The sequence below is a fragment of the Arthrobacter sp. 135MFCol5.1 genome (genome assembly GCF_000374865.1).
GTDB lineage: Bacteria > Actinomycetota > Actinomycetes > Actinomycetales > Micrococcaceae > Arthrobacter.
Window position 1 is genome coordinate 1 of sequence record NZ_KB895456.1, and the last position, 18436, is coordinate 18436.

The window sequence follows — 18436 nt, forward strand, 5'->3', positions numbered from 1 at the left end:
TGAACTGGTCCCCGAAAGTTGGACTCGTAAATGTGCGAACTCCACGTTAGCGGCTAGTGTCGGCTTTTCACGGAAGTCCCCGTCCCACTCGGGACGGGGACTTCTTCGTCGTCAAAGTCATGCCCGCCGTGACTCAGGCAGAGTCATCACCGCTGAGGCGGACCAGGGCAGTTCTGGGACGACCTGTGGAGGCCCCAAAGTTGACGTCGAAATCCTTAGCGAGAGGCTTTAGCACCACGAGCACCGCAGCGCCCGACGAGTCATTGACCTGTTGAATAACAGCTGCAGATTCCGAGGGAGTTACGGAAAAGTCCGTGCCCTTTCGGCAGTCGTCAGTCAACAGGAGATAGACATTCCCCGACATGCTGGTGTGCTCCACAGGCTTGGTGCCCGGGAGCTCGGCATGGTGGATGGAGGGAACTGCTCGTCCTCTGCTGATGACCTCGCCACAAAGCCACACCTGCGCTTGTTGATCAGTGGAGACCTCAGGGGCATTTGATGGTGTCGTATCGACTAATGAGCACGAGACCAGCCCAAGGCCGCTCAGTGTTGTAACCAGTCCTGCAAGACCGAGGACGAGCTTTGACCTGTTCATCTAGCAGTAACCAGCGCAACGCGGACGTGCGGAATATCCATGTGCCCCTCCCCAGAAGGCCTCTATCCTGACACTGGTGCGATCCTCCTCCCTCCGAAGCCGTGACGCAAGGTCTCACTGTCGGAGAGAGTAGCCAGAGCAGGCTAAGCGTTTGCAGGGCTTAGCGATTCTGTCAGTGTCGGGTCAGCGATGGCTGCGAGTGGACCTATGACGCAAGCATCTGAGCCCGGTACTGAACCGGGCTCCTCCCTTTGAGCGTGGTGGAGATTCTTTCGGTGTTGTACCAGTGGATGTATTCGTTCAGCGCCGTGGTGAGTGCGTCGGTACTGAGGAAGCGGACACGGTGGAAGAGTTCCTCCTTGAGGTGCCCAAAGAAGTTTTCCATCACCGCGTTGTCGTAGCAGTTGGCTTTGCGGGACATGGATTGGACCGCACCGGCCTGCCCCAAGAGAGTGCGCCACGAGATGTGCTGGTACTGGAACCCCTGGTCGGAATGCACGAGCGGCTGCTGCCCAGGCTCCAGGCGTTCAAAGGCGCCACGCAACGAGTTGTTAGTCAGATCCAGGTTCGGGGATGTGCTGATGCTGTGGGAGATGATTTGCCGGTCGAAGAGGTCCATGACAGGCGAGAGGTAGAGCTTACGGTCTCCAACGCTGAACTCGGTCACGTCCGTGACCCACTTCTGGTTTGGGGCAGTGGCATCGAACTTCCTGTTCAGGAGGTTCGGCGCGATCATGCCCGCCTCGCCTTGGTATGAGTTGTAGCGTTTCCTGCGCCGCACCTTGCAGAGCAGGCCGAGTGTCCGCATCAACTTCAGCACGGTCTTTTTGGCAACCGTCCAGCCAAGATTGAGCAGTTCACTGTGCACCCGCCGGTGCCCGTACCGCCCATGGTTCTTCTTAAAGATGTCGCTGATGGACGCCTTGAGTTCCTCTTGCGGGTCAGCGGCTTGAAGGCGCGCCTGGTGGTAGAAAAACGTGGATCGTGCCAGGCCCGAGACCTGAAGAAGAAGCGGCAGCGGGAAGTCAGCCTTGAGGGCGATGAGGGCCTGGACCTTCACCTTTGTTTTGGAGCCCTCAAGGCTCGCAATTTTCCCAGATACGCGACTTGGGCCCGCAGGCGTTCGTTCTCCCGCCGTAGCCGTTCTAGCTCGGATACTTCGGCAGGCGGTGGGGAGTCAGGCTTCCGGGGTCTGCCCTTGGGCTTGGGGCGTAAGGCGTCCACGCCTTCACGACGGTAGGTACGCACCCACGACTTGAGTAGCAGGGCCGAAGATAAGCCGGCCTCTTCAGCCAAGGCCGGTGCAGTCTCACCCGCGAGGAACCGTTGCACCAGGGCGAGCTTGAATTCGAACGTGTACGACTGAGCAGGCTTCGTCACCAGCGCACCTTGACCATGGATCCTCCACCGCCGATACAGCCTCTTAACAGGCCCACGAGAGTCACGAGACACACCGAGCATGGTGGCGGTCGCCGTGTAAGCAAGGCCCTTCTCAAACCACGCTACAGCCGTTGCGCGCTGATCGGCTGACAAAGAACTACTTGAACGCAAAACTGCTCCCCGGAAGTCGAAACTGAATTTTCAGTCCAACTTTCGGGGAGCAGTTCACATGGCGCCCCGGGGCCCTGGTATCCGTTTCCGGATGCGGATCAGCTCTTGCGGGCGTAGCCCTCCCACTTGCTGGCTTGGTGCTCGCCATCCACGAAGCGGATGGTTCCCGACTTTGAACGCATCACGATGGACTGGGTCAGGACCTTGTCCTTGGAGTAGCGGACGCCCTTGAGCAGGTCTCCGTCGGTGATGCCCGTCGCGGCGAAGTAGCAGTTGTCGCTGGAGACGAGGTCATTGGTGGAAAGCACGCGCTCCAGGTCGTGGCCGGCGTCGATGGCCTTCTGCTTCTCTTCGTCGCTGGTGGGCCAGAGGCGGCCCTGGATGACGCCGCCGAGGGACTTGATGGCGCAGGCGGCCACGATGCCCTCAGGGGTACCGCCGATGCCCATCAGGGCGTCCACGCCGGTGCCGGAGCGGGCCGCCGCGATGGCCCCGGCAACGTCGCCGTCCATGATGAATTTGGTGCGCGCGCCGGCTTCGCGGATTTCCTCCACCAGCGGGCGGTGCCGGTCCCGGTCCAGGATCATGACGTTGAGCTGGTTCACCTTCACGCCCTTGGCCTTGGCGATCAGGTGCAGGTTCTGCTTGACCGGCAGGCGCAGGTCAACCATGTCCGCCGCTTCGGGACCGGTGACGAGCTTTTCCATGTAGAACACGGCGGAGGGGTCGAACATGGAGCCCCGCTCGGCGACGGCCAGGACGGCCAGCGCATTGTTGATGCCCAGGGCGGTCAGCCGTGTTCCATCAATGGGGTCCACGGCCACGTCTACCTCGGGGCCGGTGCCGTCGCCGACGCGTTCGCCGTTGAACAGCATGGGGGCTTCGTCTTTTTCACCTTCGCCGATGACCACAACGCCGTTGAAGTGAACCGTCTGCAGGAAGGAGCGCATGGCATCGACGGCCGCACCGTCAGCGGTGTTCTTGTCGCCGAAGCCAACCCAGTGGCCGCCGGCAATGGCCGCGGCCTCGGTGACGCGGACGAGTTCAAGGGCAAGGTTGCGGTCCGGCTCGTCGTGGCCCACCGCAAGGGACGGTGAAATCGTGGAGTACTTCTGGGTCATGGACGCTGGTGACACGTGAACCTCTTCTTCGAGTGGCGATCATTGAACCCGCTTGCCGGTGCAGCAGAGCGGTGATTCCTCTGGTACCGATCATAGTCGCGGCGCCGCTCGGCGGGCGGCCCATGACGCTGCGGCGCAATGTGCCCGGACATCCGCCTCCGCGGCCTGCTGACCCCCGAATGGAACTACGGCTCCGGGATGGGCGACTATAGAGAAGTGAATGACATGCAGGAAGCCACCAGCCCCAATTCCGGCCAGGCACAGCCCGAGGGCCGGCCCGAGGCAGCAAAGGCCGGTGCGGAAACCCCCGTAAAGCCCGTCATTCCGGCGGCGGCCGCCAAACGGGCCAACGCCTCGGTGATCGGAATGATCATTGCCCTGGTCCTCAGCATTGCCGCGTTCCTGCCCGTGGTCCTCATGAACCCGCAACCGAAAAGTGACGGCTACCGGCCGGACATCGACGTCGCGTCGGTGGCCCGGAACGCCGCGGATGTGGCCGGATTCACACCCGTCGCACCGGATACCGGCAACGCCTTCCGCGCCAACTACGCGCGGTGGGAGGCCGGGACGGGCAGCGGCGTGCCCACGTGGGAAGTCGGCTACCTGACGCCCAAGACCTCATTCATCGCCCTCGTACAGACCAAGAGTTCCAACCCCACCTGGCTCCTCCAGCAGACCAAGAACGCCCCCGTCACGGGTACCCGGAACGCCGGCGGCCAGGACTGGGAACTGCGTGACACCGGCAAGGGCGAAAAGTCGATGATCCTGAACTACCGTGGCAGCACCGTCATCCTCTCCGGCGCCGCCCAACTGGACGAATTCTCCACGCTGGCGGCCGCCGTCGTGACCTCCCTGGACAGCAGCCCGGCCGTCACAGTTTCACCCTTGGCGGCCCCCACGCCGTAAGGTGGGGCCGTGACGACTAACCTGACCCCTGCACTGGCCTGGCGCCGCCTGCGCGAAGGCAACGAACGTTTCGTAAACGGCGAGTCCTCCCATCCGAACCAGAACGCATCCCGCCGCTCATCGCTGGTGGAGACGCAGAATCCGTTCGCGGTGATCTTCGGCTGCTCCGACTCCCGGCTCGCGGCGGAAATCATCTTCGACGTCGGCCTGGGCGACGTCTTCGTGGTCCGCACCGCCGGCCAAGTGATCGACGACGCCGTCCTGGGCTCCCTGGAGTACAGCGTGGGAGTGCTCAACGTGCCCCTGATTGTCATCCTCGGCCACGACAGCTGCGGCGCCGTGACAGCCACCAAGGACGCCGTGGAGACCGGCGAGATGCCGGCAGGCTTCATCCGCGACCTCGTCGAGCGCATCACGCCCTCTGTCCTGACCTCGCTGCGCAACGACCAGCACGAGGTCAACGACATGGTGGTGGAGCACGTCAAGCAGACCTCGCAGCGCCTGGCGGACAGCTCCCGTGTGATTTCCGACGCAATCGAGGGCGGCCGCACCGCCGTCGTCGGCCTTTCCTACCGCTTGGCGGAAGGCCGCGCTGACCTGGTTTACGGAATCGGCGAGCTGTAGCCACACCGCCAAGGGGGCTGCACGGGACCTCCGTGCGGCCCCCTTAACGGTTTTCGATGGGGCCCCTGATCGCCATAAGCTAGCCCCATGACTTCCACTGAAGAGTTCCGCATTGAACATGACACGATGGGCGAAGTCCGCGTCCCCGTGAACGCACTGTACCGCGCGCAGACGCAGCGGGCAGTGGAGAACTTCCCCATTTCCGGCAAGACCCTGGAACGCACCCACATTGAGGCGCTGGCCCGGGTCAAGAAGGCTGCCGCCCAGGCCAACGCAGAACTGGGCGTGCTCGACGGCGAGCTGGCCAAGGCGATTGCAGACGCTGCCGACGAGGTGGCCGCCGGCAAGTACGACGGCGACTTCCCCATCGACGTTTTCCAGACCGGCTCCGGCACCTCCTCGAACATGAACACCAACGAGGTCCTGGCAGAGCTGGCCACCCGCGCCCTGAAGGCTGCCGGCAGTGACAAGGTGGTCCACCCGAACGACCACGTCAACGCTTCACAGTCCTCCAACGACGTGTTTCCCACCTCGGTCCACGTCGCCGCCACCTCCGCGCTGATCAACGACCTGATCCCCGCACTGGGCTACCTGGCCGAGTCGCTGGAGCGCAAGGCCGTCGAGTTCAAGGACGTGGTCAAGTCCGGCCGCACCCACCTCATGGACGCCACCCCGGTCACCCTGGGCCAGGAGTTCGGCGGCTACGCCGCGCAGGTGCGCTACGGCATCGAGCGGATCAACGCCTCGCTCCCACGCGTCGCCGAGGTTCCGCTGGGCGGTACCGCCGTGGGGACCGGCATCAACACCCCCGCAGGCTTCCCGGAGCGCGTCATCGAACTGCTCGCCACGGACACCGGCCTGCCGCTGACCGAGGCGCGCGACCACTTCGAAGCACAGGCAAACCGCGACGGCCTGATCGAAGCCTCCAGCCAGCTGCGCAACATCGCCATCTCCTTCATGAAGATCAACAACGACCTCCGCTGGATGGGCTCGGGCCCCAATACCGGCCTCGGCGAAATCGCCATCCCGGACCTGCAGCCGGGCTCCTCCATCATGCCGGGCAAGGTCAACCCGGTCATCTGCGAGGCGTCCATCATGGTGGCAGCCCAGGTCATCGGCAACGACACCGCCATCGCCTGGTCCGGTACCAACGGCGCGTTTGAACTCAACGTGGGCATCCCGGTCATGGCCGCCAACCTGCTTGAGTCCATCCGGCTGCTGGCCAACACCAGCCGGGTCATGGCGGACAAGATGATCGACGGCATCACCGCCAACGTGGAGCGCGCCCGCTTCCTCGCCGAGGCTTCCCCGTCCATCGTCACCCCGCTGAACAAGTACATCGGCTACGAGAACGCCGCCAAGATCGCCAAGACCGCCGTCAAGGAGGGCCTGACCATCCGCCAGGCCACCGAGCAGCTTGGCTTCGTCGGCGACGGCGACGGCAAGGTGTCAGAGGCAGACCTGGACAAGGCCCTGGACGTCACCACCATGACGGCTCCGGCGCACAAGGCATAACCCGCCGCAGCGTCCGACGGCGGCCGGCACCTTTCGCAGGAAAGGTACCGGCCGCCGTCGTCCGTTTAAGCCCCTGCCGGCTCCCAGAAAAACTTGCACTTGTTTTCACTTAGTGCAAAACTTTACTTTGTGAGTAACAGTGCAACTTCGGATCCCGGACTCCGCGAACGCAAACGGGCCGCCACTCGGCGCGCCATCACCGCCGCTGCCCGCAGCATGACCGCCGAACACGGGCTCAACGGTTACACCGTGGAGGAAGTCTGCGAGGCGGCGGATATCTCACGCCGGACTTTTTTCAACTACTTTCCCACCAAGGAAGACGCCATCATCGGCCACGCGGACGATGACGTCCCGTCGGCGGTTATCGACGAATTCGTGGCCGGCGGTTCGGATTCACCCGCCGGTGCCATCTCACCCACCCTCTTCCGGGACCTTGTCCGGCTCTCCCTGCGCCTGGCCGAGGACATGACGGAGTCCGAGGAAGATACCCGGCAACTGATAGGCGTGGTCCGCAAGGAACCGCAGCTCATCCTCCGCATCATCGGCGTCACCGAGCAGCGGGAAGCCCAGTTCGCCAAGGACGTGGCACGGCGCGAAGGCGTGGCCCCGGACCACCCGGTGGTGCAGATGGCCGTGGTCCTCCTGAGCACCATCGCCCGCAAGAGCAGCATGGCCTATTTCTCCGACGGCAACACACGCCCGTACCGGGACCTGCTCCTGGAGAACATCTCCGCTGCCAGCCTGCTCTTCTCCCAGCCATTCGACATTCCGGACCCCACCGCCGCGGAAGGACAATCATGAGTACCGCCACCACCAAGGCGCCGGCAGGCCCACTCCTGCTGACGCAAAAACGCATCTGGATCATCTTTTCCGCGCTGATCGCCGGAATGCTGTTGTCCAGCCTGGACCAAACCATCGTTTCCACCGCCATGCCCACCATCGTGGGCAAGCTGGGCGGCGTGGAGCACCAGGCCTGGATCACCACGGCCTACCTGCTGGCCACCACCATCGTCATGCCCATCTACGGCAAATTCGGGGACATCCTGGGCCGCCGCAACCTGTTTTTGGTGGCCATCGCACTCTTCACCCTCGCGTCCGTGGGCTGCGCACTGGCCACGGATTTCTGGGGCTTCGTCATCTTCCGCGCCATCCAGGGCCTGGGCGGCGGCGGCCTGATGATCCTGTCCCAGGCCATCATCGCCGACATCGTGCCCGCCAAGGAGCGCGGCAAGTACATGGGCCCGCTGGGCGCCATCTTCGGCCTGTCGGCCGTGGCCGGCCCGCTGCTGGGCGGCTTCTTCGTTGACCACCTCACCTGGGAGTGGGCCTTCTACATCAACATTCCGGTGGGCGTTGCCGCGTTCGCCATCGCCTGGTTCGCCCTGACGCTGCCCAACAAGAAGGCCGAGAAACGGATCGACATCCTGGGCGTGGTCCTGCTCTCCGCGGCCACCACCTGCCTGATCTTCTTCACCGACTTCGGCGGCAAGAAGGACGAAGGCTGGGATTCACCCCTCACCTGGGCATTCGGCGCCGGCCTGCTGGTCTCCGCCGCCGCGTTCGTGCTGGTGGAGCGGCGCGCCGAGGATCCGATCATCCCGCTGAGCCTGTTCCGGAACCGGATCTTCATCAACGCCACAGCCATCGGCTTCACCCTTGGCCTTGGCATGTTCTCCGCCATCGCCTTCGTCCCCACGTTCCTGCAGATGTCCTCGGGCACGTCGGCCGCAGAATCCGGGCTGCTGATGCTGCCCATGATGGCCGGCCTCATGGGCACGTCCATCTACTCAGGCATCCGGATCTCCAAGACCGGCAAATACAAGATGTTCCCCATCCTGGGCGCCGCCTTCACCATGGCCGCCATGCTGTGGATGACCACCCTTGCCGCCAGCACCCCCATCTGGGTCATCTGCCTCCAGCTGTTCGTGTTCGGCGCCGGGCTGGGCCTGATCATGCAGGTAGTGGTCCTGGTGGTCCAGAACTCCGTCCCTGCGGACCAGATCGGCACCGCCACCAGCACCAACAACTACTTCCGCGAGGTTGGCGCCGCCATGGGCGTCGCCGTCTTCGGGTCGATCTTCACCACGCGCCTCTCCGAGGCCTTGACCGCTGCCTTCACGGGGGCGGGAGCCTCCGCCGAGCAGGCCGGGCAGTCCACCCGGACGCTGGACCCGCAGGCGTTGAGCCAGCTTCCCTCACAGTTGCGCGACGCCATCGTGAACGCCTACGCGGATTCGCTGGCGCCCGTGTTCTGGTATCTGCTGCCGTTCATTGCCGTCGCACTGCTGCTGGCCCTGACGCTCAAGCAGATCCCGTTGTCGGATACCGCCGGTATGGTGGCACGCGGCGAGGCAGTCGGCGGGGAGGAAGCAGAACGGCTCGCTGCCGGGCTGCCCGCCAGCTCCGCGGCCCGCGCTGCAGACGAGCATGCCAAGGACGACGACGGCGAGCTGGTCGCCCCGGGCCGCTGACCGTCGTCGGACGCCTGGCGCAGCCGTGGCTGGCCGGGTGCCGGGCCTGGGCACCCAGGGCCGGCTGAGACCAACAGGGACGCCGCAATCTTGGGGGTTGCGGCGTCCCTGTTCCGTACCGCCAACCTGGCACCGGGCCCGGCCGGGAACGGGCAGGCCCCGAGCACCCCTACGGCTCGAAGTAGACGGCTCCTGCCGGCGTCAGCGCCTGACGGATGCTGGTCAGGTGGCCCGGCATGAGCTCGGGAAGCTCGTCCAGTCCGAACCAGCCAACCGCCAGGGACTCGTCATCGTTCACCCTGGCGTCGCCGGACATGTAACGGCACAAGAACACGACGTCGAGGAATTCGCAGACGTCGCCGTTCGGGTAGGTCACCGGACCCACCGCCCCCACGGATACCACGCGTTCGGCTTCCGCCACCACGGCCGTTTCCTCAAAGATCTCCCGGACCAGGCCCCGGGCAGGCTGCTCCCCCGGGTCCAGCATCCCGCTGATCAGGGCCCACTGCCGGTTGTCCGCCCGCTGGGCCAGCAGGATCCTGCCCCCGTCATCGACCACCACGCCCCGGACGCCGGGAACCCAGAGGGGGTCGTTGCCGATCTTCTTGCGCAGTTTCAGAACGTATTCAGGTGCAGGCATAATGCCAGCCTACCCAAGGCCAAAGACGTCCCAAGGCCTTAAACCTACGCCGGCAGCAGCATGGCGGCCGCGGCCCCGGCAAGCATGAACGGGCCAAACGGTATGGCGGACTTCAGCGTTCCCCTGCGGGCCGCCAGGATCGCCAGCGACCACAGGCCGCCGAGCAGGAACGCGAGGAAGGTGCCGGCGAAGAGATGTCCCCAACTGAGGTAGCCAAGGTACATGCCCAGCACGCCCGCCAGCTTCACATCGCCGAATCCCATCCCGGGCGGATAGGCAAGGCGAAGGACGAAGTAGAAAAGCCAGAGGATCGCGGCCCCCGCCAGCACCCTGACAACAGGCATGATGGGGTTGCCGTTCGGATCCCCCGCGGCCGTCACCGCCCCGCCCCAGCCCGTCGCCGCTGCGGCCAGGAGAAGGAGTCCTGCCACGGCATAGGAGGGAAACACGATTCGGTTGGGCAGGAGATGGTGCCGGACATCGATAACGGTGAGCCGCACAGCCATCACCACAAAGTAGAGGCAGGCGGCCAGCACCAGCCAGAAGGCCACGGGGGTGTACTGCCACAGGTCGCCCAGTCGTCCGATCACCCCTCGGATGCTACTGGATCCGGCCGTACCGGCCGTAGCGCCGCCGCGTAAACTGTGGATATGTCGACCTGGGAGTCCCGGCGCCGGACGGTTCCGGACCCTCCTGGCACGCCCGCGGATCCGGCTGCCGCGTTCCGGAACCTGTGCCGGTCATCCCCCTGGAAGTGGCAGTCCCTGAGGTTCGAGTACTGGGACCAGCCATTCGATGCGGCTCCCGGACCGGGGGCGCCGTTCGTCCGGGCATGGCTGCGGCGGCCCGGGGCGCTCCGGCTGGAGAGTCCGGATGGCCTGGTGCTGCACAGCACCACCGGAATCAACGATTCCCGTGGTGACTTCTACGTCAGCTCCACCCGCAAGTCCTGGCTCCTGCCGCCCCATCTGGTCACCCCCGTCTATGACGACGCCGGACAGGTCCGCCGCAGGCCTGAGGCAGCGTACGGCGAACCGGGTTTCGGCAACGGACGCTTCTCGGCCGCCCTGGACCCCGTTGAGCTCGCCGGCAACGCTCCGGTTCCCATCGAATTCCCGGGCAGCAACGCACTGGACATCAAGGACATCCACCATGTCGAGCACGAAGGCAGGGCCGCCCTGGAAGCGGTGGTGGTCGCCAACGCCGCCTACCGCCCGGGGGATGCCGCTGCTCCGCTGTGCCTTCCCGGGCGCACGTGCCTCCGCGTGGACGTGGGCACCGGGGTCTGCGTCGCCAGCCGGTCACTGGAACCGGGGACCGGTGATTACGGGCATTGGATCCGCATCATTGCCGTGGACGAATACATGCTTGATGACCTGTTCCTGGCCCAGTCCATGAACCTCACGGACGTCCGGCGGCACATCACCTGGGACCTCCCCGCCTGAGCGTGACAGGTACAGGCGGTGACGATCAGCTAGGCTTCGCGGATGACTTCCCTGAGCTCCATCTGGCCCCTGTTCGACCTTCGGCTGGCCACACCCCGGCTTGAGCTCCGGCCCATCACCGATCAGGACGTGCCCGCCGCCGTGGCAGCGGCCCGCAGCGGCATCCACGAGGCCGGCCGCAACCCGTTCAGTATGCCCTGGACGGAACTTTCGGACGACGAACTGGGCCCCAACATGGCCCGCTGGTACTGGCGGTGCAGGGCCGAATGCTCCCCGGAAAACTGGACGTTGCTGCTTGGCATCTGGCACGAGGGACGTTTTGTCGGCTGCCAGGACATTGGTGCCAAGGACTTCGCAAGCCTCAAGACCGTCAGCACCGGCTCCTGGCTTCAGCAGTCCGTCCAAGGGCGCGGACTGGGCACGGAGATGCGTGCCGCCGTCGTGCTCTGGGCCTTTGACTGGCTGGGCGCCGACGTGGCCGAATCCGAGGCCGCATCCTGGAACGACGCCTCCCTGGGCGTCTCGCGCTCCCTTGGCTACGAACTGAACGGGATCACCCGCAAAGCCTGGGGTACCAAGGTCGAAACGCTCCAGCACGTCCGCCTCACCCCCGAAACCTTCAATCGCCCCGAATGGAAGCTGAAGGTGGAGGGCCACGAAGCAGCGGCCAGGTTCCTGAAGGTCGCGTAAGTCCTGGCTGGGTTGGCCGGGCAGTGGCCGGGTTCGTCCGCTTCGAGCCCTTCGCCGTCGCTTAGACACCTCCCGGCGCGCCGCTACGGTCGCTGGGCGACCTGCGCAACGCTCTGGTCGGCGATGCGCTCCTACGCGAAGGACTCGAACCGGACATGTGCGCAGCTCGCCGAACGACCGCAGGTGCCCCTATGCGTCGTGTCTAAGCGACGGCGAAGGACCGTGGCCCGGCGAACCCGGCCACGGCCCCTTGCCAACTCAGGTACTAGCCTTCGAGCAGCTCTGTCACCAGCGCTGCGATGGGCGAGCGCTCTGAGCGGGTGAGGGTGACGTGGCCGAAGAGCGGGTGTCCCTTCAGGGTTTCGACGACGGCGGCGATTCCGTCGTGGCGCCCGACGCGGAGGTTGTCCCGCTGGGCGACGTCGTGGGTAAGGACGATCTTGGAGTTCTGGCCCATTCGGCTCATCACCGTCAGCAGCACGTTCTTCTCCAGTGACTGCGCCTCGTCCACGATCACGAAGGCGTCGTGCAGGGAGCGGCCGCGGATGTGCGTGAGCGGCATGACCTCGAGCATGCCGCGGTCCATGACTTCCTCCACCACTTCCTGGCTGACCAAGGCCCCGAGCGTGTCGAAGACCGCCTGCGCCCAGGGGTTCATCTTTTCGGATTCCGAACCGGGCAGGTAGCCAAGTTCCTGGCCGCCCACGGCGTAGAGCGGCCGGAACACAATCACCTTCCGGTGTTCGCGGCGTTCGAGTACGGCTTCGAGGCCCGCACAAAGGGCGAGCGCCGATTTTCCGGTGCCGGCGCGTCCGCCAATGGACACGATGCCGACGCCCGGATCCATCAGCATGTCGATGGCGAGCCGCTGCTCGGCGGACCGGCCGTGGAGGCCGAAGACATCTCGATCGCCCTTGACCAGGCGCACCTGCTTGTCCGCCCCCACCCGGCCCAGGGCCGAGCCGCGGTTGGAAAGCAGGACCAGGCCGGTGTTGACGGGCAGTTCCGCCGCGGCGGGGATGAACACGGGTTCGTGCCCGTACAGGGTAGAGATTTCCTGTTCGTCGGCTTCGATTTCGGCGACGCCGGTCCAGCCCGAGTCCTTGACGAGCTCGTTGCGGTATTCGTCGGCGGTGAGGCCCATGGCGGACGCTTTGACCCGCATGGGGAGGTCCTTGGAGACCACGGTGACACTGCGGCCCTCGTTGGCCAGGTTCTTGGCGACGGCAAGGATCCGGCTGTCGTTGTCACCGCTGCGGAAGCCCAGTGGCAGTACCTCCGCCGAAATGTGGTTGAGCTCCACCACCAGGGTGCCGCCGTCGTCACCAATGGGAATGGCCTGGTTCAGTCCGCCGTGCTTGACCCGGAGGTCGTCCAGGAGCCGCAGGGCCTTCCGGGCGAAGTAGCCCAGTTCGGGGTCGTGCCGTTTTGCCTCAAGTTCGGTGATCACAACGATTGGCACCACGACTTCATGCTCGGCGAACCGCAGGAGTGCCCGGGGGTCCGAGAGCAGGACTGACGTGTCGATGACGAAGGTGTGGATGTCGGCTTCCCTTCCGGAGACAGCGAAACCGGCCGCAGCATCAGTTGCTGCGCCGGTTTCAAAAGTGGCGCGCTCGGCGCGAGAGGTAGCTTTTCCGCCCTGTCCAGCCAGGACCTCGGGCAGTCGTTCAGAAGTAGCCACATCGACTCCAGCCCCGGGCACCAGCCCGGAATTGTTATTGGTGAGGCGGCTCGGCCACGAGGCCGGGTCCGGCCTCCCATACAACCGGTGCGATGTTTCGCTCCATGTATTGGCCTCCCCGATCAGCCGGCGGTTTTGCCTGCTGATGGATATACCGTAAATCCACCCGGCCAAGTTTCCGCAACCATTACGCGGCGATTCCCGTTGCGCGTCGATTAACTCGTGCTGAACCGGGGGTGTCAGGCGCCGAAGCGCCGCTGCCGGCCGGCGTAGTCACGCAGGGCACGGAGGAAATCGACTTTTCGGAAGGCAGGCCACAGGGCCTCGCAGAAATAGAACTCGCTGTAGGCGCTCTGCCACATGAGGAAGCCGGAGAGCCGCTGCTCCCCCGATGTCCTGATCACCAGGTCCGGGTCAGGCTGGCCGCGGGTGTAGAGGAAGCGCGAGATGTCATCGACGCACAGGTCGTCGGCGAGCTTGGAAATGTCCATGCCCTTGGCGACGGCGTCGTGCAGGAGTTCGCGGACGGCGTCGACAATTTCCCGCCTTCCCCCGTACCCGACGGCGACGTTGACGTGGATCTTTTCCCGCACCGGAGTCCGCGCAGTCAGCTTGTTGAGCCGCTCAGCCAAGTAGTCCGGAAGCAGTTCAGGGGCACCCATCGCGTGGACGGAAATATTGGCGTCGTCATCGAGCCGGTCCAGCGTGTTGGCGATGATGCCCATCAGGAGGTCCAATTCCTCGCTGGACCGGTTCATGTTGTCAGTGGACAGCATGTACAGCGTGACCACCTTGACGCCGAGTTCCTGGCACCAGCCGAGGAACTCATGGATCTTGTCCGCGCCCGCCTGGTGGCCCTGGCTGGTGGGGGCGTTGAACTGCTTGGCCCAGCGCCGGTTGCCGTCCACCATGACGCCAATGTGGCGGGGAATCCGGTCGCGCGGGAGATCCTTCAGCAGCCGGCGTTCGTAGTAGCCATAGAGGAACCCGGGCAACTCCACGCGTCCACTCACCTGACTTTCCTGCCGTACGTACATCCACATCCTAGGCTACCGCCAGCAGCGCTCCGGGACGCGCCGGGGTCCGGGAGGCGGATCCGACGCTAAGTTACCAACGAGTAACTTACCGATGCGTAAGTTATTCTGGACCAATGAACAGCGACGCTCCGCACAGTTCCCGGCCGTCCGGGCCGGAGGGCAGCAACCCCGGCGACGGGCCCGGGCCCAACGCAGTGGATGATGCTGCCGTCCGCCTGGCGGAACTGCTGATGATCAAACCGAAATGGCGGGGTTGGATCCACACCGTCACCGCCCCGCTGGCGCTTGCCGCGGGCATCGTCCTGGTTGTGCTGGCCCCTACCGCGGACCGGCGGATCACCTCTGCCGTCTTTGCGGCCACCGGCGTGCTGCTGTTCGGTGTTAGTGCCGTCTACCATCGCGGAAATTGGTCCCCACGGGTCAAGCTGGTCCTCAAGCGGCTGGACCACACCAACATCATGCTCGTCATCGCCGGCACCTACACGCCGCTGGCATGGACGCTCCTGGAACGCCCGCAGGCGGTGATCCTCCTGTGGGTCATCTGGTCCGGTGCCATCCTTGGCGTGCTGTTCCGGCTGTTGTGGACCGATGCGCCCCGCTGGCTGTACGTGCCCATCTACATCGCGCTGGGCTGTGGCGCCCTGTTCTACCTGCCGCAGTTCTTCCAGGCGAGCCCGGCTTCAGCGGTCCTGATCTGCGTGGGCGGAGTTCTCTACATCACCGGCGCCGTCTTCTACGCCCTGAAGAAGCCAAACTTCAGCTACCACCACTTCGGCTTCCACGAACTGTTCCATGCACTGACAGTGCTGGCTTTCGCAGCGCACTTCGTTGCCATCGCACTGGCCGTCCTGGCCTGACGCCGGTTTACTCCCCCGGCCGCTGGGGCCCGTTTCCGTTGGACTCCGGCGCTGCCGGGCGCGGGCCGTCGTCGAGCCCGTCCTGCGCGTCAGCCGCCTCCACGTCTGCCGCGGTTGCGGCCGCCATGCGTTCTTCCTCCACCTGGGCGCGGTAGCGCACCCGGCGGATCCGGCGCACCATATCGACGATCAGCAAGGCCGTGGCCACCACGAAGAAAGCCGTCATGACGAACCCCAGCAGGCCGGGGGTCACCTGGTCCTCGGAGATCCCGTCCCGAAGCGTTGGAGTGGGCAACGGGGTCGGCGTGGTGGCGAGGCGGAGGAGCAGTGAATGCACGATTGATACCTTTTGGTGGAACGGATGCAGCAGGAGGCGGACAGCACGGGCCTGGGACGCACCCGACTTCTACGCTTGATAGAAAAGGCCTGCTCTGACTATCTTAGCCCGGCGAACAGGTCCTTCTCCGGGAGCTCGGACGGCACCCTCGAATGGATCAGGGAGTAGTCCTCCCAAGGCCAGGTCCGGCGCTGCATGTCGGGTGAGACGGCGAAGAAGAACCCCAGCGGGTCCACCTGCGTCCGGTGGGCGCGCAGGGCGTCGTCACGAACTTCGAAGTAGTCGCCGCAGTCGATCTGTGTGGTGGTGGGGTGCGGCGCCGGCGGCGGGGTGTGGCCCTCGGCGTCGGATTCGAGCCACGCGGCCAAACGCTCGGCATACGGGGACTGGAGGCCCGCCTCTTCCAGCGCAAAGTGCAGTGCCCGGAACCGTTCGGGGCTGAAGGCGCGGTCGTAGTAGAGCTTGCTCGGCTCCCACGCCTCCCCCGCGTCCGGGTAGCGTCCCGGATCGCCGGCGGCTTCGAAAGCTTCCACAGCCACACGGTGGGCCATGATGTGGTCAGGGTGGGGGTAGCCGCCGTTTTCGTCGTAGCTGAGGATGACGTGCGGTTTGAACGAACGGACCAGCCGCACCAGCGGCGCCGCAGCCCGTTCCAGGGGCAAGGTGGCGAACGAACCGGCCGGAAGCGGCGGAAGGGGATCGCCTTCGGGAAGTCCGGAGTCGACAAATCCAAGCCACGCCTGCTTGATGCCAAGGATGGAGGCTGCGTTGGCCATTTCCAGCCTGCGGGCACCGGCCATGTCCCGCTTCGGGTGTGGTTCGCCTTCGACTGCCGGGTTCTGGATGTCGCCGCGCGACCCGTCCGTGCAGGTTGCCACCATGACATCCACGCCCGTGGCTGCGTACATGGCCATGGTCGCAGCGCCCTTGCTGGATTCGTCGTCCGGGTGGGCATGGACTGCGAGCAGCCGGAGCGGCACCTGGGAGTTGCTGGACGCTGTCATGGAAAGGACGGCTCCTTATTCTTGTTTCGCGGCTTGTGGCAGCCGAAGGATGTTGAAGCGGGGTCGTGCCCCACCGGCGGCCACGGCCGCCGCAGAGAGCCGGCGGAAAGGGCACTAAACTGGTCTGGTGACTTCCCCGGACCAGCCGGCCCAACCCGCGCCCGCAGACACTAGCCTAGCCAATCGGTATGGTGCTAAAAAGCGCCGGTTTACTCCCAAGGCCACCCGCACCGCCATCGGCATCGCCCTCGCGGCCGGAATCGGGTTCCTGGCATGGGTTTCGACGTCGAATTCCCTGTCCGGGGTGACGTACAAGGACATCGGCTACAGCACCACCGATTCCACCGTTGCCGAGGTCGACTTCCAGGTCACCCGCGAGCCCGGAAACGCCGTGAAGTGCGCCGTCAAGGCACTGGATTCCAAGTTCGCCGTCGTGGGCTGGAAGGTGGTTGACATCCCGCCGTCGGCGGCGGATGGAACGGCCGACGGCGGCAGGACAGTCGCCCAGCGCGTCACCGTGCTCACTGAGTCGGAGTCCGTGTCGGGCCTGGTGGACAGCTGCTGGATTCCCAGCCAGGCGCAACAAGGGATGTGACCGGCGACTCGTCCAGGTTGGGTTATCTCCAAGTGATTGACTACACTGGATAGATACCTTTACCCCGCTGAGCTGGTTGCTGCTCCACAAGTGGCCACCATGGCGGGGTCTTTTGCATGTAGGACCACCAGAGGAGAAGTCCGTGTCTACCACCAACAGCGCTTCTGCAGCCTGGCTCACCCAGGAAGCTTTTGACCGCCTGAAGGCAGAGCTGGACCACCTTTCCGGCGCAGGCCGGGCGGAGATCGTCCAGAAGATTGAAGCAGCGCGGCAAGAGGGCGACCTCAAGGAAAACGGCGGTTACCACGCAGCCAAGGAAGAGCAGGGCAAGATTGAAGCCCGCATCCGCCAGCTGACCGTGCTGCTTCGGGATGCCCACGTGGGCGAAGCACCTGCCGATGACGGCATCGTGGAACCGGGCATGATCGTGGTGGCCAAAATCGCCGGGGACGAAGAGACGTTCCTGCTGGGCTCCCGTGAAATCGCCGGCGACTCGGATCTGGATGTCTTCAGCGAAAAGTCGCCGCTGGGTGCCGCCATCGTGGGCCACAAGGAAGGGGACACCCTCAGCTACGTCGCTCCGAACGGCAAAGACATCAAGGTGGAGATCCTCTCCGCCAAGCCCTACGCAGCCTAGCCTTCGCCGGCCTGGCCGACGCCGGCACACTGCGGCGGCCGTCCCCCCAGGGGACGGCCGCCGCAGTGTTTTAAAGCCGACCCTGCCCGCACACAGGTGCTTTGCTCAGGGCCCCACGGTTGCCGGGACGCGGGGCCGGAGCAGGAGCGCAGCCACGACACCGCCGGCAGCACCGCCCAGGTGCGCTTGCCAGCTCACGTAACCGGCAACGAACGGCAGGGCGCCCAACAGGATGCTCCCGTAGCCCATGAACAGGACCACGGCGAGCAGGATCTGCCGCCAGCTCCGGTTGAAGAAGCCTCGCACCAGGAGGAACGAGAACAACCCGAAGACCAGGCCGGATGCCCCCACGGTAACGCCGTCGCCAATGAGCCACACGGTCAGGCCGCTGCCCAGCCAGCTGAAGGCAAGCGCGGTCAGGAAGACGCGCAGCCCGGACAGGAACACCAGGAACCCGAAGATAACCAGTGGAAAACTGTTGGAGAGCAGGTGGTTCAGGTTGGCGTGCAGCAGCGGGAAGGTGAAGATGTCCAGCAGCCCGTCGGCGCTCCTGGGCCGCAGCCCGAATGTCCTGACCAGCGCGCCCATCATCAGCGAGTTGGCCACCTCCAGGGCGAACAGCAGGGCAAGGAAGCCGCCCAGCACCGCCAGGCCGCCCTTCGCGCGCGACGCCAGGGTTTGGCGCCCGGGGCGGCGTCCGTTACCAGCAGGTCCGGCCATGCCCTGT

The 18436-nt window shown here is 65.1% G+C and carries 20 protein-coding genes; 10 read left to right on the forward strand and 10 right to left on the reverse strand.

The features are described from left to right. Positions 1-800: 800 nt before the first annotated feature. The 3 genes from C563_RS22550 to glpX all read right to left on the reverse strand — a co-directional run bounded on the left by C563_RS22550 (position 801) and on the right by glpX (position 3267). Positions 801-1655: an IS3 family transposase gene (locus C563_RS22550; RefSeq protein WP_018761876.1), complete on the reverse strand. Its 855-nt coding sequence runs from the start codon at positions 1653-1655 to the stop codon at positions 801-803. Next, on the reverse strand, positions 1652-2056 hold the full coding sequence (locus tag C563_RS23000) for a helix-turn-helix domain-containing protein (RefSeq protein WP_442852938.1): 405 nt from the start codon (positions 2054-2056) through the stop codon (positions 1652-1654). The genes C563_RS22550 and C563_RS23000 overlap by 4 nt, the downstream gene beginning before the upstream one ends. Before the next feature lie 188 nt (positions 2057-2244). Continuing rightward, the gene (gene glpX, locus C563_RS0109825; RefSeq protein ID WP_018761877.1) at positions 2245-3267 is read right to left on the reverse strand and encodes a class II fructose-bisphosphatase; all 1023 of its coding nucleotides are present in this window, start codon (positions 3265-3267) and stop codon (positions 2245-2247) included. Between the two features lie 138 nt (positions 3268-3405). Here glpX and C563_RS0109830 point away from each other — a divergent pair, with 138 nt between their 5' ends. The 5 genes from C563_RS0109830 to C563_RS0109850 all read left to right on the forward strand — a co-directional run bounded on the left by C563_RS0109830 (position 3406) and on the right by C563_RS0109850 (position 8783). Continuing rightward, complete coding sequence (locus tag C563_RS0109830) at positions 3406-4173, forward strand: DUF4245 domain-containing protein (protein ID WP_018761878.1); 768 nt, start codon at positions 3406-3408, stop codon at positions 4171-4173. Positions 4174-4182: 9 nt separating this feature from the next. Next, complete coding sequence (locus C563_RS0109835) at positions 4183-4797, forward strand: carbonic anhydrase (RefSeq protein WP_018761879.1); 615 nt, start codon at positions 4183-4185, stop codon at positions 4795-4797. A gap of 87 nt (positions 4798-4884) precedes the next feature. After that, the gene (locus tag C563_RS0109840; protein ID WP_018761880.1) at positions 4885-6312 is read left to right on the forward strand and encodes a class II fumarate hydratase; all 1428 of its coding nucleotides are present in this window, start codon (positions 4885-4887) and stop codon (positions 6310-6312) included. Positions 6313-6441: 129 nt separating this feature from the next. After that, positions 6442-7113 carry a TetR/AcrR family transcriptional regulator gene (locus tag C563_RS0109845; RefSeq protein WP_043424020.1) on the forward strand — a complete coding sequence of 224 codons (672 nt, stop codon included), beginning with the start codon at positions 6442-6444 and terminating at the stop codon, positions 7111-7113. Beyond that, on the forward strand, positions 7110-8783 hold the full coding sequence (locus C563_RS0109850; protein ID WP_018761882.1) for an MDR family MFS transporter: 1674 nt from the start codon (positions 7110-7112) through the stop codon (positions 8781-8783). The genes C563_RS0109845 and C563_RS0109850 overlap by 4 nt, the downstream gene beginning before the upstream one ends. 169 nt (positions 8784-8952) lie before the next feature. On the opposite strand, the gene C563_RS0109855 is transcribed toward C563_RS0109850, so the two are convergent. Beyond that, complete coding sequence (locus C563_RS0109855; RefSeq protein ID WP_018761883.1) at positions 8953-9423, reverse strand: NUDIX hydrolase; 471 nt, start codon at positions 9421-9423, stop codon at positions 8953-8955. Positions 9424-9467: 44 nt separating this feature from the next. Further along, complete coding sequence (locus C563_RS0109860; RefSeq protein ID WP_018761884.1) at positions 9468-10013, reverse strand: prepilin peptidase; 546 nt, start codon at positions 10011-10013, stop codon at positions 9468-9470. Between the two features lie 60 nt (positions 10014-10073). Between C563_RS0109860 and C563_RS0109865 the strand changes: the two genes are divergently transcribed. Further along, positions 10074-10868 carry a hypothetical protein gene (locus C563_RS0109865; protein WP_018761885.1) on the forward strand — a complete coding sequence of 265 codons (795 nt, stop codon included), beginning with the start codon at positions 10074-10076 and terminating at the stop codon, positions 10866-10868. A gap of 42 nt (positions 10869-10910) precedes the next feature. Continuing rightward, positions 10911-11558: a GNAT family N-acetyltransferase gene (locus tag C563_RS0109870; protein ID WP_018761886.1), complete on the forward strand. Its 648-nt coding sequence runs from the start codon at positions 10911-10913 to the stop codon at positions 11556-11558. A 265-nt stretch (positions 11559-11823) separates the two neighbouring features. Here the strand turns inward: C563_RS0109870 and C563_RS0109875 are convergent, their stop codons facing one another. Both C563_RS0109875 and C563_RS0109880 read right to left on the reverse strand, forming a co-directional pair. Beyond that, positions 11824-13242, reverse strand: coding sequence for a PhoH family protein (locus C563_RS0109875; protein ID WP_018761887.1), 1419 nt, complete (start codon positions 13240-13242; stop codon positions 11824-11826). 239 nt (positions 13243-13481) lie between these two features. Then, positions 13482-14243, reverse strand: coding sequence for an isoprenyl transferase (locus C563_RS0109880; protein ID WP_018761888.1), 762 nt, complete (start codon positions 14241-14243; stop codon positions 13482-13484). 149 nt (positions 14244-14392) lie between these two features. Between C563_RS0109880 and trhA the strand changes: the two genes are divergently transcribed. After that, a complete protein-coding gene (gene trhA / locus C563_RS0109885; RefSeq protein WP_018761889.1) occupies positions 14393-15136 on the forward strand; it encodes a PAQR family membrane homeostasis protein TrhA in 744 nt (247 codons plus the stop codon). Between the two features lie 7 nt (positions 15137-15143). Here trhA and C563_RS0109890 read toward each other — a convergent pair whose 3' ends face one another. Together C563_RS0109890 and mca are read right to left on the reverse strand one after the other, a co-directional pair. Beyond that, positions 15144-15473, reverse strand: a complete 330-nt coding sequence (locus tag C563_RS0109890) for a hypothetical protein (RefSeq protein ID WP_018761890.1) — start codon at positions 15471-15473, stop codon at positions 15144-15146. Between the two features lie 98 nt (positions 15474-15571). Further along, on the reverse strand, positions 15572-16477 hold the full coding sequence (gene mca, locus C563_RS0109895; protein ID WP_018761891.1) for a mycothiol conjugate amidase Mca: 906 nt from the start codon (positions 16475-16477) through the stop codon (positions 15572-15574). 127 nt (positions 16478-16604) lie between these two features. Here mca and C563_RS0109900 point away from each other — a divergent pair, with 127 nt between their 5' ends. Further along, on the forward strand, positions 16605-17072 hold the full coding sequence (locus C563_RS0109900; protein ID WP_018761892.1) for a DUF4307 domain-containing protein: 468 nt from the start codon (positions 16605-16607) through the stop codon (positions 17070-17072). Between the two features lie 142 nt (positions 17073-17214). Further along, positions 17215-17709 (forward strand): transcription elongation factor GreA, encoded by a 495-nt coding sequence (gene greA, locus C563_RS0109905; RefSeq protein ID WP_018761893.1) that lies wholly within the window; start codon positions 17215-17217, stop codon positions 17707-17709. Between the two features lie 105 nt (positions 17710-17814). Here greA and C563_RS0109910 read toward each other — a convergent pair whose 3' ends face one another. Continuing rightward, a complete protein-coding gene (locus tag C563_RS0109910; protein WP_018761894.1) occupies positions 17815-18429 on the reverse strand; it encodes a rhomboid family intramembrane serine protease in 615 nt (204 codons plus the stop codon). Positions 18430-18436 lie beyond the last annotated feature (7 nt).

Coding starts and splice junctions, on each gene's coding strand:
- C563_RS23000 (WP_442852938.1), bottom strand. CDS start 2,056: ATGCTCGGTGTGTCTCGTGACTCTCGTGGGCCTGTTAAGAGGCTGTAT.
- C563_RS0109830 (WP_018761878.1), top strand. CDS start 3,406: ATGTGCCCGGACATCCGCCTCCGCGGCCTGCTGACCCCCGAATGGAAC.
- C563_RS0109840 (WP_018761880.1), top strand. CDS start 4,885: ATGACTTCCACTGAAGAGTTCCGCATTGAACATGACACGATGGGCGAA.
- trhA (WP_018761889.1), top strand. CDS start 14,393: ATGAACAGCGACGCTCCGCACAGTTCCCGGCCGTCCGGGCCGGAGGGC.
- mca (WP_018761891.1), bottom strand. CDS start 16,477: ATGACAGCGTCCAGCAACTCCCAGGTGCCGCTCCGGCTGCTCGCAGTC.
- C563_RS0109855 (WP_018761883.1), bottom strand. CDS start 9,423: ATGCCTGCACCTGAATACGTTCTGAAACTGCGCAAGAAGATCGGCAAC.
- C563_RS0109870 (WP_018761886.1), top strand. CDS start 10,911: ATGACTTCCCTGAGCTCCATCTGGCCCCTGTTCGACCTTCGGCTGGCC.
- glpX (WP_018761877.1), bottom strand. CDS start 3,267: ATGACCCAGAAGTACTCCACGATTTCACCGTCCCTTGCGGTGGGCCAC.
- C563_RS0109850 (WP_018761882.1), top strand. CDS start 7,110: ATGAGTACCGCCACCACCAAGGCGCCGGCAGGCCCACTCCTGCTGACG.
- C563_RS0109865 (WP_018761885.1), top strand. CDS start 10,074: ATGTCGACCTGGGAGTCCCGGCGCCGGACGGTTCCGGACCCTCCTGGC.
- C563_RS0109910 (WP_018761894.1), bottom strand. CDS start 18,429: ATGGCCGGACCTGCTGGTAACGGACGCCGCCCCGGGCGCCAAACCCTG.